21 protein-coding genes are annotated in these 23,898 nt (G+C 64.4%); 4 read left to right on the top strand and 17 right to left on the bottom strand.

Features of this window, described 5'->3' with window-relative positions; genetic code table 11:
* Positions 1 to 2: 2 nt before the first annotated feature.
* A complete protein-coding gene (locus tag HU230_RS09365) occupies positions 3 to 1,562 on the bottom strand; it encodes an acyl-CoA carboxylase subunit beta (RefSeq protein WP_176531917.1) in 1,560 nt (519 codons plus the stop codon).
* Complete coding sequence (locus tag HU230_RS09360) at positions 1,492 to 2,466, bottom strand: IclR family transcriptional regulator (protein WP_176531918.1); 975 nt, start codon at positions 2,464 to 2,466, stop codon at positions 1,492 to 1,494. Before HU230_RS09360 ends, HU230_RS09365 begins: the two co-directional genes overlap by 71 nt.
* A 130-nt stretch (positions 2,467 to 2,596) precedes the next feature.
* Between HU230_RS09360 and HU230_RS09355 the strand changes: the two genes are divergently transcribed.
* Both HU230_RS09355 and glsA read left to right on the top strand, forming a co-directional pair.
* On the top strand, positions 2,597 to 2,818 hold the full coding sequence (locus HU230_RS09355) for an acyl-CoA carboxylase biotin carboxyl carrier protein subunit (RefSeq protein ID WP_092113090.1): 222 nt from the start codon (positions 2,597 to 2,599) through the stop codon (positions 2,816 to 2,818).
* 286 nt (positions 2,819 to 3,104) lie between these two features.
* Entirely contained in the window at positions 3,105 to 4,964 is a 1,860-nt protein-coding gene (gene glsA, locus HU230_RS09350; protein WP_176531919.1) for a glutaminase A, read from the top strand.
* A 184-nt stretch (positions 4,965 to 5,148) separates the two neighbouring features.
* Here glsA and HU230_RS09345 read toward each other — a convergent pair whose 3' ends face one another.
* From HU230_RS09345 to HU230_RS09275, 15 genes are all read right to left on the bottom strand, one after another.
* Positions 5,149 to 5,676, bottom strand: coding sequence for a carboxymuconolactone decarboxylase family protein (locus tag HU230_RS09345; RefSeq protein ID WP_176531920.1), 528 nt, complete (start codon positions 5,674 to 5,676; stop codon positions 5,149 to 5,151).
* A 419-nt stretch (positions 5,677 to 6,095) separates the two neighbouring features.
* Entirely contained in the window at positions 6,096 to 6,455 is a 360-nt protein-coding gene (locus HU230_RS09340; RefSeq protein ID WP_176531921.1) for a Zn-ribbon domain-containing OB-fold protein, read from the bottom strand.
* The gene (locus HU230_RS09335; protein ID WP_176531922.1) at positions 6,452 to 7,588 is read right to left on the bottom strand and encodes a thiolase family protein; all 1,137 of its coding nucleotides are present in this window, start codon (positions 7,586 to 7,588) and stop codon (positions 6,452 to 6,454) included. Before HU230_RS09335 ends, HU230_RS09340 begins: the two co-directional genes overlap by 4 nt.
* Positions 7,589 to 7,732: 144 nt before the next feature.
* Complete coding sequence (locus tag HU230_RS09330) at positions 7,733 to 8,899, bottom strand: acyl-CoA dehydrogenase family protein (RefSeq protein WP_092113076.1); 1,167 nt, start codon at positions 8,897 to 8,899, stop codon at positions 7,733 to 7,735.
* 11 nt (positions 8,900 to 8,910) lie between these two features.
* Positions 8,911 to 10,110 carry a CaiB/BaiF CoA transferase family protein gene (locus HU230_RS09325; RefSeq protein ID WP_176531923.1) on the bottom strand — a complete coding sequence of 400 codons (1,200 nt, stop codon included), beginning with the start codon at positions 10,108 to 10,110 and terminating at the stop codon, positions 8,911 to 8,913.
* Positions 10,111 to 10,278: 168 nt separating this feature from the next.
* Positions 10,279 to 10,479 (bottom strand): hypothetical protein, encoded by a 201-nt coding sequence (locus tag HU230_RS09320; protein WP_092113071.1) that lies wholly within the window; start codon positions 10,477 to 10,479, stop codon positions 10,279 to 10,281.
* 143 nt (positions 10,480 to 10,622) lie between these two features.
* Entirely contained in the window at positions 10,623 to 12,161 is a 1,539-nt protein-coding gene (locus HU230_RS09315) for a class I adenylate-forming enzyme family protein (RefSeq protein WP_176531924.1), read from the bottom strand.
* Position 12,162: 1 nt separating this feature from the next.
* Positions 12,163 to 13,335, bottom strand: a complete 1,173-nt coding sequence (locus HU230_RS09310; protein ID WP_176531925.1) for an acetyl-CoA acetyltransferase — start codon at positions 13,333 to 13,335, stop codon at positions 12,163 to 12,165.
* Positions 13,336 to 13,379: 44 nt separating this feature from the next.
* Positions 13,380 to 14,030 carry a bifunctional 4-hydroxy-2-oxoglutarate aldolase/2-dehydro-3-deoxy-phosphogluconate aldolase gene (gene eda, locus HU230_RS09305; protein ID WP_176531926.1) on the bottom strand — a complete coding sequence of 217 codons (651 nt, stop codon included), beginning with the start codon at positions 14,028 to 14,030 and terminating at the stop codon, positions 13,380 to 13,382.
* Positions 14,027 to 14,983 (bottom strand): sugar kinase, encoded by a 957-nt coding sequence (locus HU230_RS09300; RefSeq protein WP_176531927.1) that lies wholly within the window; start codon positions 14,981 to 14,983, stop codon positions 14,027 to 14,029. The genes eda and HU230_RS09300 overlap by 4 nt, the downstream gene beginning before the upstream one ends.
* Before the next feature lie 29 nt (positions 14,984 to 15,012).
* Positions 15,013 to 15,999 (bottom strand): D-erythronate dehydrogenase, encoded by a 987-nt coding sequence (denD, locus tag HU230_RS09295; protein WP_176531928.1) that lies wholly within the window; start codon positions 15,997 to 15,999, stop codon positions 15,013 to 15,015.
* A gap of 52 nt (positions 16,000 to 16,051) precedes the next feature.
* Positions 16,052 to 16,975, bottom strand: a complete 924-nt coding sequence (locus HU230_RS09290; RefSeq protein ID WP_176531929.1) for a carbohydrate ABC transporter permease — start codon at positions 16,973 to 16,975, stop codon at positions 16,052 to 16,054.
* Positions 16,968 to 17,927: a carbohydrate ABC transporter permease gene (locus tag HU230_RS09285; RefSeq protein ID WP_176531930.1), complete on the bottom strand. Its 960-nt coding sequence runs from the start codon at positions 17,925 to 17,927 to the stop codon at positions 16,968 to 16,970. Before HU230_RS09285 ends, HU230_RS09290 begins: the two co-directional genes overlap by 8 nt.
* A 109-nt stretch (positions 17,928 to 18,036) precedes the next feature.
* Entirely contained in the window at positions 18,037 to 19,356 is a 1,320-nt protein-coding gene (locus tag HU230_RS09280; RefSeq protein WP_176531931.1) for an ABC transporter substrate-binding protein, read from the bottom strand.
* 78 nt (positions 19,357 to 19,434) lie between these two features.
* Positions 19,435 to 20,502 (bottom strand): ABC transporter ATP-binding protein, encoded by a 1,068-nt coding sequence (locus HU230_RS09275; protein ID WP_176531932.1) that lies wholly within the window; start codon positions 20,500 to 20,502, stop codon positions 19,435 to 19,437.
* A gap of 206 nt (positions 20,503 to 20,708) precedes the next feature.
* Between HU230_RS09275 and gntR the strand changes: the two genes are divergently transcribed.
* Both gntR and HU230_RS09265 read left to right on the top strand, forming a co-directional pair.
* On the top strand, positions 20,709 to 21,737 hold the full coding sequence (gene gntR, locus HU230_RS09270) for an HTH-type transcriptional regulator GntR (RefSeq protein ID WP_176531933.1): 1,029 nt from the start codon (positions 20,709 to 20,711) through the stop codon (positions 21,735 to 21,737).
* Between the two features lie 213 nt (positions 21,738 to 21,950).
* Positions 21,951 to 23,789 (top strand): IlvD/Edd family dehydratase, encoded by a 1,839-nt coding sequence (locus HU230_RS09265; RefSeq protein ID WP_176531934.1) that lies wholly within the window; start codon positions 21,951 to 21,953, stop codon positions 23,787 to 23,789.
* The last annotated feature ends 109 nt before the right edge of the window (positions 23,790 to 23,898 follow it).

Raw genomic sequence — 23,898 nt, 5'->3', positions numbered from 1 at the left:
CCTTACGGCCGCGTCGACATGTTGCTCGGCGGTCCCGCCTTCCGGATCGGCTCGGCGAGACGCGCGAACTCGCAGAGCAGCGAGCGCGTCTTGCGCGGATCGATCACCTCCTCGACCCAGAACTTCTCGGCCGAGCGGAACGGCGAACGCAGCTTGTTGAGGCGATCCTCGATCTCGCGCAGCTTGGCCGCGGGATCGGCGGCCGCGTCGATCTCGGCGCGATAGGCGGCCTCGATGCCGCCCTCGAGCGGCAGCGAGCCCCAATAGGCCGACGGCCAGGCATAGCGCATCGAGAACCGGTTGGCCGGCTGATGCACCACACCGGCAACCCCGAAGGCGTTGCGGATGATGATGGTGCACCAGGGCACCGTGCTCTGGTTGACCGCCGCCATCGCCCGCACACCGTGCCGGATAGTCGCCGACTTCTCCGCCTCGAGCCCGATCATGAAGCCGGGGCAGTCCATCAGGTAAACCACCGGCAAATGGAAGGTCTCGGCGAAGTCGACCCAGCGGATCACCTTCTGGCAGGCGTCCGCGGTCCACGAGCCGCCGTAGTGGAAGGGATCGCTGGCGAGCAACAGCACCGCCCTGCCTTCGATCCGCGCCAATCCAGTGATCACAGGCCGGCCGAAATTGCTGGCGACCTCGAAGAACGAGCCTTTGTCGACGACCGCATCGATGATCGGCCGCATCTTGTAGACCTGCTTGCGATTGCGCGGCACGGCCTTCAGCAGCGATTCCTCGGCGCGTTCCGGGTCGTCGGTGCAGGGAATGGTCGGCGGCAGATCGTAGACCGACGCCGGCAGATAGGACAGGAAGCGCCGTGCATAGTCGAACGCCTCCTCTTCCGTCTCCACCGCCTGGTCGATCGCGCCGGCGCGGGTCTGGATGTCGGCGCCGCCGAGCTCCTGCTTGGTCAAATCCTGACCCAGGCGCTTCACCACCGGCGGGCCGGCGACGAACATCGCGGAGCTCTTGGTCATCACCGAGTAATGCGTGGCCGCCAGCCGCGCCGCACCTAAGCCTGCGACCGAGCCGAGCCCGAGCCCGACCACCGGCACGCGCGCCAGATTGGCGGTCGTGTACCAGTACCAGCGCGTGCCGCCGACACCGCCGGGCAGATTGGCCGCGCCTCTGGTCTCGATCGTCTTCACCGAGCCGCCGCCGCCGGAGCCTTCGATCACGCGGACGATCGGCAGGCGGAAGTCATGCGCCATCTCCTCCGCCATCAGCGGCTTGGCGGAAATCGATGCATCGGCCGAGCCGCCGCGCACGGTGAAATCGTCACCGACCACGACCACGGTGCGGCCGTCGACCCTGGCGCGGCCGAACACGCAGTTCGCCGGCGTCAGATGCGTGAGTTCGTTGCTCTCGTCGTATTCGGCGATGCCGGAGATGGCACCGACCTCGTGAAAGCTGTTCTGGTCGACGAGCTTGTCGATGCGCTCACGAACCGTGAGCCGGCCCTGGTCGCGTTGCCGCTTGACCTTGTCAACGCCTCCCATCTCCCGCGCGAACGCTTCGCGCCGGGCGAGGTCGTCGAGTTCCGGCTTCCAGTTCATTCATTGCCTCCGTCTTGATGATTTTGTTGTTGTTATGGGCGGCCACCGGAAGCGACTTGCGTTCGATCCGATTGCTGAAGATGTCGCCGTCGGCGCCTTCGAGCAGGCTGCCGACCGCGGCGGCGAGGTCGACCATCAGCGGCGCGACCTCGCGATGCAGCCGCTGCTCGTCATACATCGCCGAGAGCAGGCCGATCGTGGTGACCACATAGGTCTGGTATTGCGGTGACCACAGCGGCACCGCGACGCCGTTGATGTGCGGGCTCCACAGGCCGCAGGCGACGACGTAGCCGTGCTCCTGCAAGTGGCGGCGATTGGCCGCGATGCGCGGCGTCAGCATCTTGGCGCTGTCCGGCAACTCGCCTTCCATCTCTGATATCAGCGCGTCGCCGATCGCGGGATCGAGCGCCGCAGTGTAGGCATGGCCGGCGGCGGTGGTCGCCATCGAGATGCGGCTGCCGGTGGCTTCATGCAGGCCGAGCGCGTTCGCCGCGCGTGCGAACTCCAGATAGACCAGATGAAAGCGGTCGGGGATCACGAAGCCCACGGTGCCGGGCAACTGGTCCGCGACATCCTGCAAGCGCAGCCGAATCAGGTTGCGAAGCTGCAGCCCCTTCATCATCGACGTGCTCATCGCGACCGCGCTCGGGCCGATGCGATATTTCTGGTCGCGCGGCAGATAGACGAGCTGTCCCATCCGCGTCAGCGTGTGCGTCAAGCGCGACACCGTCGAACGCGGCAGGCCGCAGCGGTTCGAGATTTCGAGATTGCCGAGTCGCGCTTCGTGCCCTTCGAAGCACCGCAACACATCAAACGCGCGCGACACCACCTGGATGACATCCCCATCGCCAGTCTCGCTGGCGAGCATTCCCTGCCGGCTAAGCCGTTCCGAGCGCCGTCCCATTTGTTTTGGCTCCATTCCGTCTTGCGGAATAAAATTCCACTTGCAGAAGAAGCTACCTCAGGCAATCTGCCGCCACAACAAAAAGCCGTTCGCCGGATGAAATTTCCGCAAGACGGTATCGGAGAGTGGAATGCCAGAGATCAAGGTTGTGACCGAAGTTGCCGGGCGCGTTTGCGCGCTTCCTGTTGAGGCCGGCAGCAATATCGGCGATGGCGACGAGATCGCGTTCGTCGAAGCGATGAAGATGGAAATACCGGTCACGTCGACGACGGCGGGCAAAATCAAGTCGATTCTGGTCAGGATTGATGACGTCATCGCCGAGGGCCAGGCCGTCGCGATCGTCGAGACCTGACCGCGGACCGTCCGGCCGCCCGCGCGGACCAAATTCCCACGTGCCTCGTCCTCCGACGGCCACTTCTCTGGAGCAGCGCTGCGTCGGACGCTGCTTTGCTTGCGAAACATTTCCGAGCGAAAAGTTTCGCATAACGAAACAAATACCGAGCAATCGCTCGCTTTGTGATCATCGGTTCGGAGACCGCAGCCATCGAATGGCGTCCGATCCGGACCGGGCGCCTCACACCTGACTTCGGTGCCCGCTCAGTTGCGCGCGCCCCGATTGCGTTGCACAACAGGAGGCGATGAAACGATCGCCTCCTCCCGTCACCGCCACCACCACGGCCTGGTCCAGCTCGAAGCCGCCGCTGCTGCGATTTCTGCACGCTTGTTACGGAGACTTCCTGCCGGAAGCCGGCGGCGCGGTGGCCGACTACATCCCCGAGCTCGGCAAGGCCAACTCTGCCCATTTTGGCATCAGCCTCGCGACGCTCGACGGCCATGTCTATGAGGTCGGCGACACCAGGGTGCCCTTCACCATCCAGTCGATGTCGAAGCCGTTCGTGTTCGCACTGGCGCTCGACACGCTCGGCGCCGAGCGGGTGGAGAGCGTGATCGGCGTCGAGCCGTCCGGCGACCCGTTCAATTCGATTCGGCTCAACGCCCAGAACCACCCGTTCAATGCGATGGTCAATGCGGGCGCCATCGCCTGCTCCGGCCTGCTCCATGCCGACAAGGGCGACGGCGCATTCGACTACATCCGCCAGGCGCTCGGCCGCTTCGCCGGCCGCGAGCTCGACGTCGACGAGGCGGTCTACGCCTCCGAGAGCGCCACCGGCGACCGCAACCGGGCGATCGGCTATCTCTTGCGCACCAACAGCGTGATCACAGAAAACGTGCCCGCGGTGCTCGACGTCTATTTCCGGCAATGCGCCATCCTCGTCACCGCGCGCGACACCGCCGTGATGGCGGCGACGCTGGCCAACCGCGGCATCAATCCGCTGACCGGCGAGCAGGTGGTGACGCCCTACGCGATCGCACGCACGCTGTCGGTGATGACCTCGTCGGGCATGTACGACTACGCCGGCGAATGGATCTACCGCGTCGGCATCCCCGCCAAGAGCGGGGTCGGCGGCGGCATTTTGGCGGCGCTGCCGGCGCGGCTCGGGCTCGGCAGCTACTCGCCAAAGCTCGACAAGCACGGCAACAGCGTGCGCGGCATCAAGGTCTGCGAGGCGCTGTCGGCGCATTACGACCTGCACATGCTGAACCGCAGCGACGACGCCCGCCACAGCATCATTGCCGACTACAACATCGGCAAGAACCCGTCGCGCCGGGTGCGGCGGCCACAGGAGCGGGAGATCCTGGCAAAGCACTTCCAGGAGGTGCGCGTAATCGAGCTGGTCGGCACGCTGTCGCTCTCCAATGTCGACTATGTCTCGCGCCGCCTCGCCGGCAGCCCGCGACCGGAGTTCGTGATCTTTGACCTGCGTCGCGTCACCGCGACCACCCGCGCGGGTGCCCGGCTGGTGGCGGAAGCCTTCCAGGAACTCGCCGAGCTTGGCGTCACCGTGATCCTCTCCGGCATCAAGCGGACCTCACGTGAATGGACCACGATCAGCGAGTGGACCAACCGGCTCGGCAACATCAGGGATTTCTATCTGCTCGACACCGCGATCGAATGGGCCGAGGACCAGATCGTCTACCGCTATGGCGGCTCGATCGACTTCCTCGAGACCACAGAGCTGTCCGAGCAGCCGCTGCTCGCGGGATTGAGTGAGGCTGAGATCGCCGATCTCACCACGCTCTGCGCGGTCAGGACCTACCAGCCCAACGAGAAGATCATTGCCGCGGGCAGTGAGGCGACATCGCTGTTCTTCCTGCGCAGCGGCGTGGTCCACGTCACCCTGCCCGACGGCATCCGGCTCGCGACGCTGACCGCCGGCATGGCGTTCGGCGAGATGGCGCTATTGGAGCCCAAGCGCTCGGCGGACGTGCTCGCCGACATGTCGGCCACCGCCTACGAGGTGGAGATCAGGGATTTCGAGCGCTTCCGCGAGCAGCACCCACGCGCCGGCGAACGGATCATGCGCAACCTCGCGCAGATTCTCGCCGACCGGCTGATCGTGGCGAATGCGAAGGTCGATCTGCTGACGTCGGGGTAGATCTTGCTTCCCCCTCTCCCCGTTCTTACAGGGAGACGTCTGGGGTGAGGGCGCTGCTTCAGCAAAATGACTTCGAGTCGGACTCGCGGAGACTCCCGCTCACCCGGACCGCATTCCGCTTCGCTTCATGCGCTCCGGCCTCTCCGCAAGCGGGCGAGGCGAAGAACTCCGCGGCGCGAGCCGTTCAGCTCACCACTTCCGTCACCGGCTGCATGTCGATCTCGAACGTCTCGAGAAATTTCGACGTCATGATGTAGAAGCCGACCGAGAGCTGCAGCTCGATCAGCGCGGCTGGCGTCAACAGCGCCGCGATCGCCTTAAAGGTCGCATCCGTCGGCTTCTTCAGCTTGACGATCTCGTCGGTGAAGATCAGCGCCGCGCGCTGCACCTCGTCGAAGCAGCCCGCGGACTGCCAATTCTCCAGCGCGGCGTTCTGCTCGTCGGTGACGCCGACATTCTTCCCAATGCGCTTGTGCGCGACGATCTCGTAAGGCGCCTCGCAGAGAATGCCGGTGCGCGTGATCGCGAGCTCGCGCACGATCGGATCGAGCTCGCCCTTGTGGCGGATCGCGCCGCCGAGCCGACAGTACTGCTCAAAGTAGCTCGGCGAATGCGCCATCATGCGAAAGATGTTGGCGTTGCGGTTCTTGTCGAGGATCTCGCGGGTGCGCGGGCTTGCCTTCGCGGGATCGGAGTAGTCGATACGGGCCATTTCCTAACCTTGATCTCTGTCGTTTCTGTCGGGCTCCGAAACAGTATCCGCCAGCCGTCGCAGGAGCAACACGCGCGAGTCAAATTGCCGCCGCATTCCCAGACAACCCTGCCACGGTTGATATTCGCTGAGTGGGGACTCGTCAAAGCGAATGCTCGACGCGGGGTGTTCCGAGTACAAAATCTGGCCGTCGTTCGCGCAATTTGCGCAACGATGAGTCACGCCCAAGTCTAGGGGAAACGCATGAAGGAAGCCACCAAGAGGGCGGCCTCGGAAGCGCTTGCGCAAATGCTGGCGGTGACGGCGATGCTCGTCATCGCCAGCTTTGTCTTTTATTGGCGATAGTATCTTGAAACTATGAGGGGCAAGAGCGAACCAATTCAGCCTGGTCTTGCGTTCTGACCGGTTCGTTCGGCCCCTCATTTTGCCTTTGCGAAATACGGAACCAGCCGTCCCGCGAATTGCGTGAAGCGCGCCAAAACCTTGTCGCCGATGGTGAGGTCGTTGTCGCCATGCGCCATCATGCGAAAGCCGTCGTCGGCATCGACAAGCACGATGTTGTAGGGCACATGCGCCCGGGTCTCCGGCGTTGCGGCGCGGCAGACCAGTGACGTCGCATACACCGTCCCTGCCCCGCTCGCGCGATGCTCGGCGAGATCCGGCGAGCCGCAGGCCGCGCAGAAGCTGCGGCGGAAATACTGCCGCGCGCCGCAGGCGTTACAGGTCTGATAGACGATGGCTTCCGCGCCCCTGGTCCAGTCAGCGATCGGTCCACTCATCGCACACGCTCCAGGAACATGCTGACATGCGACGACAGCACGCCGCCGTCGCCGTGCAGCAGGGCGACCGAGGCATCGCGCACCTGGCGATTGTCGGCGCGACCGGTCATCTGCAGATGGGTTTCGACCAGATGCGCCATCGCGCCGCCGACACCGCAATGACCATAGCTGAGCAGGCCGCCATGGGTGTTGAGCGGCAGCTCGCCATCCTGATTGAAATAGCCGGCGCGCACCCGCGCCGCGGCCTCGCCGCGCTTGGCGAGGCCGAGATCTTCCAGCAGCATCGCCAGCGTGATCGTGAAACTGTCGTAGACCGCAGCGTAACGCACATCTGATATCGCGACACCCGACGCCGCTTTCGCCTTCGCGATCGAGATCTCCGCGCCGAGCTCACTCAACGCGGGCGCGGCCGTGATGTGCTGATGGGTATGCGCCTGGGCGCAGCCGCGGATGCGAACCCGCCGCTCGCCGGTCGGCTCGCGGCTGATCACGCAGGCCGCGCCGCCGTCGGATACCGGGCAGCAGTCGAGCAGCTTCAGCGGCATCGCCACCGGTTTCGAGGCCATCACGTCGGCAACCGTGATCGGTTCGTGGAATTGCGCGCCGGGATGCATCAGCGCGTGCTTGCGCATCAGCACCGCGAACTCGGCGAGGTCTTCCTGCGTGAGGCCGTACTCATGCATGTAGCGCGTCGCGACCAGGCCGTAATAGGCCGGGATCGTCGGCCCCAGCGTCACTTCATAGTCGGGATGCCCGACCTGGGCCAATGCCTGGATCGAGGCGTCGCGGCTCTGGCCGGTCAGCCGGTTCTCGCCACCGACCACCAGCACATGCTTCGCCACGCCGGCATCGACGAGGTGATGCGCCAGCATGGTCATCGCGAGGCCCGTGGCGCCGCCGACCTGCACGGCATGGGCATAGGACGGACGAATACCGAAATGCTCGGCGAATACGGTGGCCAGCATGATGTGCGGCGAGACGGTGGAGTAACCGCACAGGATGCCGTCGATGTCGGAGCGCTTCAGTCCGGCATCGGAGATCGCAAGCTCGGCCGCCTTGCTCATCAGGTCGAGCGAGGACAGGCCCTCATGCTTGCCGTAGGATGTGAGGCCGACGCCGGTGACGAAGCTCATGTCAGCGTACCTCTCTTAGCACGTCATTCCGGGGTGCGCGTAGCGCGAGCCCGGAATCCATACTCACGATCGTGGTTATGGATTCCGGGCCTGCCCCTGACGGCGCATCCCGGAATGACGCTGATGGGAAGCGCATGGCCACCCTCAATACGACTTCGGAAGGCCGAGCACCTTCTCGCCGATGAAGCTGAGGATGAGCTGCGGGCTGATCGGCGCGATGCGAGGGATCAGCGATTCCCTGAAATAGCGCTCGACGTGATATTCCTTGGCATAGCCGAAGCCGCCATGGGTCATCACCGCCTGCTCGCACGCGTGAAAGCCGGCTTCCGCAGCGAGATACTTTGCCGCGTTCGCGGCCGGGCCGCAGGGCAGGTTTTGGTCATATTGCCAGCCGGCGCGCAGCACCATCAGCCAGGCGGCCTCGAGCTCCATCCAGCACTTCGCCAGCGGATGCTGGATCCCCTGGTTCATGCCGATCGGACGGTTGAACACGATGCGGCCCTTGGCGTATTCCGACGCCCGCTTCAGCGCGATCTGGCCGAGGCCGACCGCTTCAGCTGCGATCAGGATGCGCTCGGGGTTCATGCCGTGCAGGATGTATTCGAACCCGCGGCCCTCCTCGCCGATGCGGTCCTCGACCGGAATCTCGAAATTTTCGAAGAACAGCTCGTTGGAGTCGACGGGCTTGCGGCCCATCTTCTCGATCTCGTGCACGGTGACGCGCTTGCGGTCGAAATCGGTGTAGAACAGGCTGAGGCCGTGGGTCGGGCTGCGAACCTCTTCCAGCGGCGTAGTGCGCGCGAGCAGCAGGATCTTGTTGGCGACCTGCGCGGTCGAGATCCACACCTTCTGGCCGTTGACGATGTATTTGTCGCCCTGGCGCACGGCGCGGGTCTTGAGCTGGGTGGTGTTGAGGCCGGTATTGGGTTCGGTCACGGCGAAACAGGACTTGTCGCGGCCGTCGATGATCGGCGGCAGCATGCGCTGGCACTGCTCCTTGGTGCCAAACACCACCACCGGGTTGAGCCCGAACACGTTCATGTGCACCGCGGACGCGCCCGACATGCCGGCGCCGGATTCGGAGATCGTGCGCATCATGATCGCGGCATCGGTAATACCGAGCCCGGAGCCGCCATATTCCTCGGGGATGCAGATGCCGAGCCAGCCGGCATCGGCCAGTGCGCGGTGGAAGTCGGCCGGATAGCCGCCCTCTTTGTCCTTCTTCAGCCAGTAGGCCTCGTCAAAGCGCGTGCAGATCTTGGCGACGGCGTCGCGGATCGATTCCTGATTGGCGGAGAGTGCGAAATCCATCTGTCGTGCTCCTATGCCTTCACCGCTTTGGCCGCGCCGTCGCGCACCATCGCCGCGATCTCATCGGTCGAGAAACCCGCCTCGCGCAAAATCTCCGCGCTGTGCTCGCCGAGCCTGGGCGCCAGCCGGCTCGGCTCGACCTTGGTCTCCGACCAGCGCGCCGACGGCGTCATGCTGCGGATGCGGCCCTCGGTCGGGTGATCGACCACGGGGAAGACGCCGGTCGCGACCATATGCGGGTCCTCCAGCAGGCTCTCGAGATCGTGCATCGGCATCACGGGCACGTCGGCCTTCTCCAGGATCTCGTTCCACTCGGCCGTGGTCTTGGTCTGCAGGATGCGCGCAAGCTCGGCGTAGACGACATCGATGTTGGTGGCGCGGCCGGCGAAGGTGGCGAATTTCGGATCGCTGCGCAGATCGTCGCGGCCGGTCGCCTTGAAGAAATTCTCCCACTGCTTGTCGTTGTAGACGATCACGCAGATGTAGCCGTCCAGCGTCTTGTAGGGCCGCCGGTCCGGCGACAGATGCCGCGCATAGCCGCCTTTGTCGAGTGGCGGATCGTAGGTCAGGCCGCCCATATGGTCGCCCATCACGAAACCGGCCATGGTCTCGAACATCGGAATGTCGACGCGCTGGCCCTGCCCGGTGCGGTCGCGATGCACGAGGCTCGCGCAGATCGCGCCGACCGCGGTGAGCCCGACGATACGGTCGACCAGCGCATTCGGCACATAGCGCGGCACGCCGTCCGAGGTCTGCGCCATCAGCGCCGGCAGCGCAGTGGCGCCCTGTATCAGGTCGTCATATGCGGGCTTGGCGGCGTATGGTCCCTCCTGGCCGAAGCCGAACACGCCGGCATAGATCAGCCTTGGATTGACCTTGGCGACGACGTCGTAACCGAGTTGCAGCCGCGCCATTGCCTGCGGGCGCACATTGTAGACCAGCACGTCCGCCTGCGCGATCAGCCGCAGCACGGCCTCGCGCCCCGCCGGTTTCTTCAAGTCGAGGCAGACCGAACGCTTGCTGCGGTTGGTGTTGAGGAACACCGGTCCCATGCCGGGATGCCGTGTCGGACCGATCTGCCGCGTCACGTCGCCGTCAGGCGATTCCACCTTGATGACGTCGGCGCCGTAGTCGCCGAGCATCTGGGTGGCATAGGGTCCCATCAGCACGGTCGTCATGTCGACGACCTTGATACCCTGCAGTGGTCCCATCGTCCTGTTCGCTCCCGGATGTTCTGGTTACGCAGCTAGTAACGGGAGCTCTTCGCCGAGATCAAGCTGCGCCGGGCGTATGGGCGTATGCGCGGCGGCGGCCGGATCGTTTCCGTGCGGCGGAACGCCGGGCGGGCAAGACGAAGTCCACCGCCGGCCTGATGCCGGTTACTGCCCGGTCATCGTCTCGCGCGCCTTCAGGAGCTTTTCCAGTTCCGCATTCTGCTGCTCAAGCCGCTCGGCGATACGCTCCTCGACTTCTGCGCCCGCAGCGCCTGCGGCCTGCTCGATCAGCTGCCGGATATTGTCCCGGAGGATTGCGATGCGATCGTTCACTTCCGACAGCGACAGAGACGTCTCGATTCCCATGGTCCGTTCTCCCGGTGACAGGCGCGAGCAGCTTAGCGCGACGGGAGGCCGCGGCCTATCCCCTAACCGCTTTGGTGACCCCAATCCCTACTGTGCATGGGGTTGTTTTCGATGTTTTCGATTCAACCCGGCCTCATCGCGCTTTAGCCCATGCCCTTGGCCATCATTTCCCGCAAAGCGGTCTTCAGCACCTTGCCGTAATTGTTCTTCGGCAGGGCATCGAGATAGACATAGCGCTTCGGCCGCTTGAAGCGGGCGATCGAGGCAAGGCAATGCGCGTCGAGCCTGCCGTCGTCGGCGGCGGCACCGTCCTCGAGCACGACGCAGGCGACGACGATCTCGCCCCATTCCGGATCTGGCACACCAATCGCGGAGACCTCGCGGACATCCGGATGCGTCAGCAGCGCTTCCTCGACCTCGCGGGGATAGATGTTGGTGCCGCCGGAGATGATCACGTCCTTGGAACGGTCTGACAGCGTCAGGAAGCCGTCGGCGTCGAGGCGGCCGACATCGCCGGTGCGCAGCCAGCCGTCCTTCAGCGTCTCGGCATTGGCCTTCGGATTGTTCCAGTAGCCGAGCATCACGGTTAAGCCCTTGACCTCGATCTCGCCGGTCTCGCCTGCGGGCTGCGGCTTGCCGTCCTTGTCGGTGATGCGCACGGTGACGACGCTCTGCGCGGTGCCGACCGAAGCCAGCCGTTCGAGATAGCGCGGATGATCGCTCGCGCGGTGCCAGTCGCGCGACAGCGCCGTGATCGTCATCGGCGACTCGCCCTGGCCATAGATCTGCACGAAGCGCTGGCCCATGGTCGCGATCGCATCGATGATGTCGGCCGTGTACATCGGCCCGCCGCCATAGATGATGGTGCGCAGTCCCTCGCCGTTCTCGCCACGCTTCTTGGCGGCATCGACCAGGCGGCGCACCATGGTGGGCGCCGCGAACATCACGACGTTGTCGAGCTGGCGGCCGAGGTTGAGCACCTCGTTCGGATCGAATCCGCCGGACTCGGGAACGACGTGGCGACCGCCCATCCGGACATGCGGGAAATTGTAGAGACCCGCGCCATGCGAGATCGGCGCCGCATAGAGCGAGGCATCGTTCGGCGTCGCCGGGTCGACGTCGGCGAGATAGCACAGCGACATGGCAACCAGATTGCCGTGGCTGAGCATCACGCCCTTGGGACGGCCGGTGGTGCCTGAGGTGTAGAACAGCCAGGCAAGATCGTTGCCTTCGCGCGGCAATGGCGCAGCTGGCCCTTCGCCGCTTCGCATCGTGTTGTAGGCATCGCTATCGACCGACAGTATTGTCATGCCCGCCGGGCAATCGTCCTTCGCTTCGGTCAGCGCCCCGATCGTGTCGTCGGACACGAAAGCCAGTTTGGCGCCGCCATTGCCGCAGATCCACGCCGCCTCGCGGCCGTGCAGCTTGGCGTTGATCGGGATCGCGGCGGCGCCGATCCACCAGATGCCATAGAGGCATTCGAGATATCGCGTGCAATTGCCGGCAAATAGCGCGATGCGGTCGCCGGCAGCAATGCCGTGATCGCGCGCCAGCGCCGCCCCGATCGAGGCGGCGCGGCGGGCAAAAGTTGCATAGTCGGCGTCGAGGTCGAAGCCGGTCAGCAGCGCCGGCGCATCGGGACGCGCCCGTGCCGTCGCCGCCAGCCATTCGGCAATGTTCAAGCTACCTCGCCGGCTCGAGGATCGAGACGTAGTTGGCGACCGCAGCGCCGCCCATGTTGAAGATGCCGCCGATCTGCGGGTTCTTGAGCTGCATGCCCTCGGGCGCCTGCCCGGCGAGCTGCATCGCGCTCATCACATGCATGGAAACGCCGGTGGCGCCGATCGGATGGCCCTTGGCCTTGAGGCCGCCGGACGGATTGACCGGCAGCTTGCCGTCCTTCTGGGTCCAACCTTCCATGATCGCGCGCGCGCCCTGCCCCTTTGGCGTCAGGCCCATCGCTTCATATTCGATCAACTCGGCGACGGTGAAGCAGTCGTGGGTCTCGACAAAGGAGAGATCGGAGAGCTGCAGGCCGGCCTTCTGCAGCGCGCGCTGCCAGGCGACGGTGCAGCCTTCGAACTGCAGGATGTCGCGCTTTGACATCGGCAGGAAGTCCTGCGCATGGGCAGTGGCGCGGATGTTCACCGCCTTGCCCATGGTCTTGGCGGTCTCGGCATCGGTCAGCACCAGCGCGGCAGCGCCGTCGGAGACCAGCGAGCAATCGGTGCGCTTCAAGGGACCGGCGACGAACGGGTTCTTGTCGCTCTCGGCGCGGCAGAACTCGAAGCCGAAATCCTTGCGCATCTGAGCGTAGGGGTTGGCGACGCCGTTCTTGTGGTTCTTGGCGGCGATCATCGCCAGCGCATCCGACTGGTCGCCGTATTTCTGGAAATAGGCCTGCGCGATCTTGCCGAACACGCCGGCGAAACCGCCGACCGTGTCGCCGTCCTCAGGCAGATAGGACGCCTTCAGGAGGTTCTTGCCGATCTCCGGACCTGGCGTCTTCGTCATCTGCTCGACGCCGACGACGAGTACGATCTTCGCGGCGCCCGCCTCGATGGCGCGGATGCCCTGGTGCACGGCGGCCGATCCGGTGGCGCAGGCGTTCTCGACGCGGGTGGTCGGCTTGAAGCGCAGCGCCGGATTGGCCTGCAGCACCAGTGACGCCGTAAAATCCTGCGGCGAGAAGCCGGCGTTGAAATGGCCGAGCATGATCTCGTCGACGTCGGACGCGGCAATGCCGGCATCGGCGAGCGCCTCGTTGGCGACCTTGACGACGAGGCCTTCGACGGTCTCCGCGTCAAACTTTCCGAATGGCGTGTGCGCCCAACCCACAATGCTGGCTGCTGTCATGGCCGTATCTCCCTGTGCCTGTTCGGGAGTTATGTAGCGTATCTTCAGGCGGCTTTCAGCGTTTTCATCGCCTTCGCGCACATGGCGGTTATGCCCGCCCAGTTGCCGGCGCGGATATCGGCCGCCGGGCACAGCCAGGAACCGCCGACCGCCAGCACATTGGGCTCGGCGAGCCAGGTCGCCGCATTGGCCTCACCGATACCGCCGGTCGGGCAGACCCTGACGTTCGGGAATGGACCGGCCAAGGCCCGCAGTGCCTTGATACCGCCGGCCTGCTCGGCGGGGAAGAATTTGACGACGTCGAAGCCGTGCGCGAGCGCCTGCATCAGTTCGGAGGCGGTCGCGATCCCCGGCGCGAAAGGCAGCCGGCTGGCAGCCACCGCCTTCAACAGCTCGGGCGTCGCGCCCGGGCTGATACCGAATGTGGCGCCCAGCACCTCGGCGCGCGCCAGATCGTCGGCATTGAGGATTGTGCCAATCCCGACCACCGCATCGGGCACCTCGGCGATGATGGCCTTGGCCGCATCGACTGCGACCGGCGTCCGCAGCGTCACCTCGAGCGTCCGCACGCCGCCGGCGACCAATGCTTTGGCAAGCGGCACCGCGTCCTGCAGCCGCTCGATGGTCAGCACCGGGATCACGGTGGCCTGGCGGATCAGCTCGGCGATCCGGTCCTGCTTCGATGTCGTTGTCATTGCGAGGCCTTGCGGGATGGTGGGGGACGAGGCGCCTTCTTCGGCGGCATGGCGTAGCGTGGAATGATCGCACCGGGATAGCACACCACGACCCCGGCCAGACGATGGCCGGCGCGTGCCGCCTCCTCGGGCTCGGCGCCGCCGAGCCGTGCGGCGAGATAGGCCGCGGCAAAACTGTCGCCGGCCGCCGTGGTATCGACCACCGGCTTGGTGAGCGGCTCCGCCCGCACCTCGTTCGTCCCGGCACGAGAACGCACGATGCAGGCGGGCTCGGCGAGCTTCAGCACGACCTCGGGGCTCGAGATGCCGGCGAGCAGCGCCGTGTTGCTCTCGTCAGGATAGAGCGGCGCCAGATCTTCCGTCGAGGCAAGCACAATATCAGCGGTCTCGAACGCGCTGCTGAAGACCTTCCGCGCGACATTCAGGTCAGGCCAGCCGCGGGCGCGGAAATTGGTATCGAACGCGAAGCGCGTGCCCAGCAGCCGCGCACGCTTCAGCGCCGCGATCAGCCGCTCCCGTCCGTCCTCGCGCAGGATCGAGAGCGTGATCGCCGAGAGATAGACGATGTCGTAACTCGCGAGCGAGTTCAGGATGTCGTCCGTCTCGGGCAGATCCATCAGCTCACGGGCGGCGGCGCTGTCGCGCCAGTGGAAGAAGCGCCGCTCGCCCTTGTCGTCGGTCTGGATCAGATAGAGCCCCGGCAGCTTGCCTGCCAATCGCGCGACATGCTTGGTGCCGATGCCTTCGCTCGCCCAGCCCGTGATCATCTCATCGCTCAGCGCATCATCGCCGAGCGCCGTGATGTAATCGCTGTGGACGCCGAGCCGGGACAGATAAACCGCCGTGTTGAGCGTGTCGCCGCCATAGAAGCGCGAATACAGCCCGCCGAGCTGGCCGCCCGGAGCCTGGCGCAGCTCGATCATGCATTCGCCGATGCTGGCAACCCTGGTCATCTCGAGCGCCGCGCTAGCCGGGACGTTGCTCAGGCGGCAAACTTGCCGCCGAGCTCGTCCTCGATGTGGATGCGGATGATGTCGTCGAACGTCTTCTCGGCAGTGGTGAAGCCGAGCTTCAGCGCGCGGTCGGTGGCGAAATCGCGCGGCCAGCCCGAGACGATGCTGATGATGGTCGGATCGGGCACCCGCTTGATCCGCGCGGTCACGTTCTTGCCGGCAACGCGCTCCAGCGACGCGATTTGCTCGCCGACGGTGACGGACATCCCGGGCATGCTGAGATTGCGCCGCGGCCCCATCGCATTGAGGTCCATCGTTCCGGCGTGGACCAGAAACCCGACGGCCGATTTCGGCGAAGCGTGCCAGTGCCGGACATCCTCGGACACCGGCAGGATCGCCTCCTCGCCCGCCAGCGGCTCACGGATGATGTTGGAGAAGAAACCGGACGCCGCCTTGTTCGGCTTGCCCGGACGCACGCAGATCGTCGGCAGACGGATCGAGATCCCGTCGAGCAGACCCTTGCGGGTGTAGTCGTTGATCAGGAGCTCGCAGATCGACTTCTGCGTGCCGTAGCTCGTCAGCGGCGTATGGAAGAACTCGTCACCGATCTTCTCCGGGAACGGCGCGCCGAACACCGCGATCGAGGACGTGAATACCAGCCGCGGCTTGTAACCGCCGCCAACGGCGCGGATCGCGTCGATCAGATAGCGGGTGCCGTCGAGATTGATCCGGTAGCCCTTGTCGAACTCGGCCTCCGCCTCGCCCGAGACGATCGCGGCGAGATGGAAGATCACGTCCGGGCGCTCGGCGATCAGGGGCGCCGCGGCGCCGGCATCGGCGAAATCGGACGCGACGACATTGACCGGGATCGCGGCGTTTGCGGGCTTGGCCGGCGCGACCACGTCCTGCAAGGTCATCCTGCTGATGCCCTGCTTGCCGAGGCGGCCCTCGCGCAGCAAACGCTCGGTCAGCTTGCGGCCGACCATGCCGGCGGCGCCCAGAATCAGAATGTGCACGACCCTGCTCCCTTTCTTCTCTTCTTCGAATTCAGCTGCGGGCCTTGCGCGCTTATTCCTTCACGGCACCCGTCATCGCCGAGACATAATGCTCAACGAAGAAGGCGTAAAGAATAACCAGCGGCAGCGAGCCGCATAGCGCCCCTGCCATCAGGGAACCCCAGCGATAGATGTCACCGTCAACGAATTCGTTGACGATGGCGACCGGCACGGTCTTGTTCGGGGTCGATTGCAGGAATGTCAGCGCGTAGATGAACTCGTTCCAGCACAGCGTAAAGCAGAAGATGAAGGCCGAGATCAGGCCGGGAATGGCAAGCGGCAGCACGATCTTGATCAGGATCTGCCAGCGGCTGGCGCCATCGATCAGCGCGCACTCCTCGAGCTCGAACGGGATGGTCTTGAAATAGCCCATCAGAAGCCAGGTCGAGAACGGGATCAGGATCGTCGGATAGGTCAGGATCAGCGCCATCGGCGAGTCGAATAGGCCGTACTGGAACACGACGGTGGCGAGCGGAATGAACAGGATCGACGGCGGCACCAGATAGGCCAGGAAGATCAGGCCGCCGACGACGTTGGCGCCCTTGTAGCGCAGCCGCACGATCGCATAGGCCGCAAGCACGCTCGCGATGATCGACAGCACGGTGGCACCGATCGCCACATACATCGTGTTCCAGAGCCAGTGCGGATAGTAGCTCTCGAAGAGCAGCTTGTGGATGTGCTTGAAGGTCGGATTCCAGGTCCAGAACGGATTGTACTTGTCGAGGTCGAGCAGCTGGTCGTCCGGCTTGATCGCGGTCAGCCCCATCCAATAGAACGGGAACAGCAGGATGATGACGATGATCGACAGCGGAATGTAGAGCGTCACGATCCGCCGCGGCACCGACTGCAAATAGCTCATGCCCTCGCTGTTGTCGACGCGCGCCGGCGTCGACAGGATGGACTTGAGATTGACCTTGGGGGCAGGAAGGTCAGTCATTGCTTTCTCCCTGCTGCCACTTCCTGCGCTGCAGGCCGAACCAGGACACCATGATCGCGGCGAGCAGGAACGGGATCATGGCGCTCGAGATCGCGGCCCCCTCGCCCAATTGTCCGGCGATGATCGCGCGCTGGTAGGACAGCGTCGCCATCAGATGGGTGGCGTTAACCGGGCCGCCGCGGGTCATCGCCCAGATCAGCTGGAAGTCGGTGAAGGTGAACAGCACCGAGAACGTCATCACGACCGCGATGATCGGCGTCAGCAAGGGATAGGTGATGAAGCGGAACATCTGCCAGCGCGAGGCGCCGTCGAGCGTCGCCGCCTCGTAGAGCGAAGGCTGCACGGTTTGCAGGCCTGCCAGCAGCGTGATCGCGACGAACGGCACGCCGCGCCAGATATTGGCGAAGATCACGCAGATGCGGGCCCAGGTGGTGTCGCCGAGGAAATTGATGTTCTGGGTGATCAGGCCAAGATGCTTCAGCGACCAGGAGATGATCGAGAACTGCGAATCGAAGATCCACCAGAATGCCAGCGCCGACAGCACGGTCGGCACGATGAACGGGATCAGCACGGCGGCACGCAGCAGCGCCTTGAACGGCATGCGCTCGTTGAGCAGCAGCGCGAGATAGAGCCCGACCGCGAATTTCACCGCGCTCGCGACGGAGGTGTAGAGCAGCGTGTTGAACACCGACAGCCAGAAGATGGAATCATCCCACAGCCACTCATAGTTCTCGGTGCCGATGAAATGACCGACGCGGCCGATGCGGGTGTCGGTGAAGGACAGCCAGATCCCGAGGCCCAGCGGATAGGCCAGGAAGAAGATCAGGAATGCCATCGCCGGCACCATGAACCAGAAGCCGAGCCAGTTCTTGTTGTGGCGCAGCTGATCCCAGGTGGTCGCTTCGCGAATTTCGGTCTTCGCGCGTCGCGGCGCAAGGGCGATGTCGGCCATAGGCGATGTCCCGATTGCTCACATGATTGAGCATGACTACGCAATATTCCAGTGATGGCATTCCAATGACGGCGCGAGCGGCGGTCCTCCGCCGCCCGCGGCCATCACATCAGCGATAAATGCGCTTCAGCTGCCGCTCGGCTTCCGCCATCGCGGTCTTGCCGTCCTTGGCGCCGGTGCAGTAGTTCGCGAACATATCGACCACGATGAAGTCGGCAATCGCGGTCGCCGCCTTCTCGCCGGGCGTGCCTATGCCGGAGGCCGGCAGCGCGCGCTTCGAGGCCTGGCCGAACACCGCATTCTTCGGGTCGGCCGTCCAAACCGGCGCGGTGTCGTAGGCGTTGAGCGTGTGGGTGAGATAACCCCGCGCGCCCGACAGCCACTTCTCGAAATTCTCCTTCTCCAGCATGAAGGCGATGAAAGCCTTTGCCGCATTCGGATATTTGCAGAAGTTGAAGGCGAGGATCGGAACCGCGAGCTGCAGCTCAGTCGGCTTGCCGATCGGGCCGACCGGCCACAGCGCGTGGTCGATGTCTTCGGCGAGCTCCTTCTTGCTGGGGTCGTCCTTGGCGGCGACGTAGATCGAGATGCCGTTCGAGGTTAGGTACAGTTCGCCGGACAGGAACGCCTTGTTGTTGGAGGAGTCGTTCCACGATGCGACACCGGGAATGAAGGTATCCGACAGCGCCTTGGCGTACTCCAGCGCCTTCATCGTCTCCGGCGAGTTGATGATGACCTTGTCGTCCTTGTCGACGGTCCAGCCGTTGAAGCCCCAGAGGATGTTGTGGACCCAGGCATTGGCGTCGCCGGTGGCATGGCCCAGCGCGAAGCCGGCCGGCGTGTTGTTCGCCTTCAGTGCCTTGCAAAGTTCGAGATAGGCCGGGAAGTCGGACGGCACCTGCTTGAAGCCGGCCTTCTCGACCGCCGACTTGCGAAAGGTCAAATAGCCGCCGATGGTCGCGACGGGAATGCCGAGCCAGTCATCGCCCTGCTTGCAGGTCTTGGCCGCGGCCTCGGTCCAGCCGCCGTACTTCTTGCCGAGATAATCGGCAACGTCGTTCATCTTGAGGACCTTGGTCGGGAACAGCTGCGGCAGCGTGTGCAGGCCCCAGGCCAGGTCGAGACCCGAGCCGGTGTTGGCGGCGACCGAGGCCTTCGGCTGCACGTCCTCGAAGGACTCGCTGAACACGTTCATCTCGGTGCCGGTTGCCGCCTTGAAGGCCGCCACCATGGCATTGAAGGCATCGTCTTCCGCGGGCACGAAGCGCTTCCAGCGCATCACGGTGAGCTTGGCGCCGGGCTCCGCCTTCCAGGGCGCGCTCTGCGCCCAGGCCTTGGCGAAGTCAAAAAGCGCCGGCCCGGTCAGCATCCCGGTTGCGGCCAGCGCGGTGCCGCCCTGAAGTAGCGAGCGGCGAGTAAAATCGTGCATCGTCCTTCCTCCCAAATGACTGTGTTTTTCTTGTTTTTGATCTGGCCTGTTGGTCGGCCATTCAGATCGATCAGTCGGTCAGCTATTCAATCGCTTCCCCGTCGAATCGTCGAACAGGTGGACCAGCGCCGGATCCGGCTTGAGCCGAACCTTGTCGCCCGGGTTGAACTGATGGCGTTCGCGGAACACGGCGACGACCTGCTCGCCACCGAGCTTGGCAAACACTTGGGTCTCCGAGCCGGTCGGCTCGACCACCACGATCTCGGCCTCGGCGCCGTCATCGGCGATGGTGAAATGCTCGGGCCGCACGCCGTAGACCGCGGGCTTGCCGTCGGAATTGGCCGGCGCCGATTTCAGCGGCAGCTTGACGCCGTTCGGTCCCTCGAAATAGGCGGCACCGTTCACCTTGACCTTGCCCTTGAGGAAATTCATCGCGGGCGAGCCGATGAAACCGGCTACGAACTGGTTCTCCGGCTTGTCGTAGAGCTCGAGCGGCGAGCCCATCTGCTCGACGATGCCGTCATGCATCACCACGATCTTGTCGGCCATGGTCATCGCCTCGATCTGGTCGTGGGTGACGTAGACGGTCGTGGTCTTCAGCCGCTGATGCAGTTCCTTGATCTCGGTGCGCATGGCGACGCGCAGCTTGGCGTCGAGGTTCGACAGCGGCTCGTCGAACAGGAACACCTGCGGATCGCGCACGATGGCGCGGCCCATTGCGACGCGTTGGCGCTGGCCGCCGGAGAGCTGACGGGGATAGCGGTCGAGCAGCGGCGTCAGCGCGAGGATTTCCGCGGCGCGCTTGACCCCGCTCGAGATCTCCTCGGGCTTGGCGCCGCGCAGCTTCAGCGAGAAGCCCATATTGTCGGCGACCGTCATGTGCGGGTAGAGCGCGTAGTTCTGGAACACCATCGCAATGTCGCGCTCTTTGGGCTGGACATTGTTGACGACGCGGTCGCCGATCGAAATCGTTCCAGAGGTGATGTTCTCAAGTCCGGCCAGCATGCGCAGCAGGGTCGACTTGCCGCAGCCGGAGGGGCCGACCAGAACGACGAACTCGCCGTCCTCGATCGGGATCGACACGCCGTGCAGGACCTCAAAATTGCCGAACGACTTCCGCACGTCGCGAATCTGGACCGACGACATCCACTTCCCTCCCTCAAGTTCCCGACGGCGTACGACGAGTGCCGCCACCGCTCTGTTTTGTTCCGGCCACGCTAGGTGCGCGGCTCTGTTGGACTTGCGTTATTGTCCGCAGTTTATCCGGTTTTGGCAATCGTTCGATTAGCAATCGCTTGGTAGCGCTGTCAATATCGGTTTGTCTGCGACGAACGTCGTGATATGAGCGGCAAATGGCCCGAAAACAGATGACGCCAGGCAAGATCCGGCTCGCCGAAGTCGCGAAGCTTGCCGGCGTCAGTCCGATTACGGCCTCGCGTTTCTTCAGGAATCCGGATGCACTCTCGGCCGGCAAGCGCGCCCGGGTCGAAAGTGCGGCAAAAGAACTCGGTTACGTGCCCAATCTCGCGGCACGCGCGCTTGCGTCGCAGCGCACCGAGGTGATCGGTGTTCTGATCCCGTCGCTGACCAACAACGTGTTCGCCGACGTGCTGCGCGGCATCTATGACGCGCTCGACGGCAGCCGCTACAGCATTCAGCTCGCCAACACCCGCTACAGCATCCTGCAGGAAGAGCGCCTGCTGCGTCTTTTTCTGGCACAGAAGCCGGCCGGGCTGATCATCACCGGCATCAACCAGACCGCCGATTCCCGCCGCATCATGGAAACGGTCGATTGCCCGATCGTGCAAATCATGGAAGTCGGGCCCTCCCCGATCGACATGATGATCGGATTCTCGCATTTTGACGCGGCAAAAGCCGCAATCGCCCACCTGCTCGCGCAGGGCAACCGGCGGATCGGCTTCCTCGGCGCGCGAATGGATCCGCGGGTGCAGCGGCGGCTTGACGGCTATCGCGCCGCGATGACCGAGGCCGGGCTGTTCGATCCGCAGCTCATTGTCACGACCGCGATTCCGACCTCGGTGACATTGGGTGGGACGCTGCTTGCCGACCTGCTCGCCAAGACGCCCGACATCGACGCGGTGTTCTGCGTCAATGACGACCTGGCACTCGGCGCGCTGTTCGAATGCAAGCGCCGTCACATGGCGGTGCCGCAGCAGATGGCGATCGTCGGCTTCAACGATCTCGAATTCATGGCGTCGAGCGAGCCGACGTTAAGCAGCGTGCGCACCAATCGCTACGAAATGGGCAGAAACGCTGCCATGATGGTGATCGAGACGCTCGAAGGACGCCGGCCCGCCGAGCCCATCGTCGATCTCGGCTTCAGTGTCATGGAACGGCAGAGCTCGGCGCGGCGCAGCTGAGATCCGCCCCACACCAGCCCGTCACAAGGGACGCAAAAGATGACAAAATGATAGCGCAACCAAGTGCCTTGAACTAAGGTCCAATCCATCCAGTGAAACACCTGTGCGTGATCGTCGAGGTTTGTAATGCGCGACGATTTGCGCAAGGTAGAACAACGTTGAACCAGAGCCCTTGAATGGGCCCATCAAGAGTTTGCATTGCGGGAGAAACCAATGACAAAACCCCACACCAACGGGCATAGCGCCGCAGGCGAGACCAAGACGGGCAAGGGCCGCAGGCTCCGCTCCCAGGAATGGTTCGACAACCCACACAATCCGGGCATGACCGCGCTCTATCTCGAGCGCTACCTGAACTACGGGCTAACCCGCGAGGAATTGCAGTCGGGCAAGCCGATCATCGGCATCGCCCAGACCGGCAACGACCTGTCGCCCTGCAACAGGCACCACCTCGAGCTCGCGCACCGCGTCCGCGAGGGCATCCGCGCCGCCGGCGGCATCGCGATGGAGTTTCCGACCCATCCGATCCAGGAGACCGGCAAGCGCCCGACCGCGGCGCTCGACCGCAATCTCGCCTATCTCGGCCTGGTCGAGATCCTGTTCGGCTATCCGCTTGATGGCGTGGTGTTGACCACCGGCTGCGACAAGACCACCCCGGCCTGCATGATGGCGGCGGCGACCGTCAACCTGCCGGCGATCGTGCTGTCGGGCGGCCCGATGCTGAACGGGTGGCACGAGGGCCAGCGCACCGGCTCCGGCACCGTGGTGTGGAAGGCGCGCGAGCGGCTCGCTGCGGGCGAGATCGACTATGAGCAGTTCATCGAGATCGTGGCCTCCTCGGCGCCGTCGGTCGGCCATTGCAACACCATGGGCACCGCCTCCACGATGAACTCGCTCGCGGAAGCGCTCGGTTTCTCGCTGCCGGGCTGCGCAGCGATCCCGGCGCCCTATCGCGAGCGCGGCCAAATCGCCTACGAGACCGGAAAGCGAATCGTCGACATGGTCTGGGACGACCTGAAGCCGTCGGACTTCCTGACGCGCGAGGCGTTCGAGAACTGCATCGTGGTCAACTCCGCGATCGGCGGCTCGACCAATGCGCCGATCCACATCAACGCGCTGGCGCGCCATGTCGGCGTCGAGCTGTCGATCGACGACTGGCAGAAATACGGCCATGACGTACCGCTGCTCGTGAACATGCAGCCGGCCGGCTTCTATCTCGGCGAGGAATATCACCGCGCCGGCGGCGTGCCGTCGGTGGTGCGCGAGCTGATCAAGCACAAGCGCATCCATGAAGGCGCCCTCACCGTCAACGGCCGCACCATGGGCGAGAACTGCAAGGAAGCGCCGAAGCCCGACGGCGACGTGATCTGGGGCTACGACAAGCCGCTGGTGAAGGACGCCGGCTTCCTGGTCTTGCGCGGAAATCTCTTTGATTCCGCGATCATGAAGACCAGCGTGATATCGAAGGAATTCCGCGACCGCTATCTGTCCAACCCGAAGGATCTGAACGCCTTCGAGGGCCGCGCCGTCGTATTCGAGGGCCCGGAGGACTATCACGCGCGGATCGAAGATCCCGCGCTCGACATCGACGAGCACTGCGTGCTGTTCGTTCGCGGCACCGGCCCGATCGGCTATCCCGGCGGCGCCGAGGTCGTGAACATGCAGCCGCCGGCGGCGCTGATCAAACGCGGCATCCTGTCCCTGCCCTGCATCGGCGACGGAAGGCAGTCCGGCACCTCGGGCTCGCCGTCGATCCTCAACGCGTCGCCGGAGGCCGCCGCCGACGGCGGGCTCGCGATCCTCAAGACCGGCGACAAGGTGCGCATCGACCTCAACAAGGGCAGCGCCAACATCATGATCTCGGAGGATGAACTGCGCACCCGCCGCGCCGAGCTGAAGGCCAAGGGCGGTTTCCCGCACCCGGCCAACCAGACGCCGTGGCAGGAGCTCTACCGCCAGACCGTCGGCCAGCACGCGACCGGCGCCTGCCTCGAGCTCGCGACGCGCTACCACGACATCGCCGGCAAGGTCGGCGTGGCGCGGGACAATCACTGAAGCTTCGACGTCATTGCGAGGAGCGCAGCGCCGAAGCAATCCATAGCCCCTCAACGGAGGAATGGATTGCTTCGCTTCGCTCGCAATGACGAAACAAAAATCAAAACGA

It is taken from the genome of Bradyrhizobium quebecense, from assembly GCF_013373795.3.
GTDB lineage: Bacteria > Pseudomonadota > Alphaproteobacteria > Rhizobiales > Xanthobacteraceae > Bradyrhizobium > Bradyrhizobium quebecense.
Note: the sequence above shows the minus strand (reverse complement) of the source record. Positions and strands in the feature narration are given on the sequence as shown.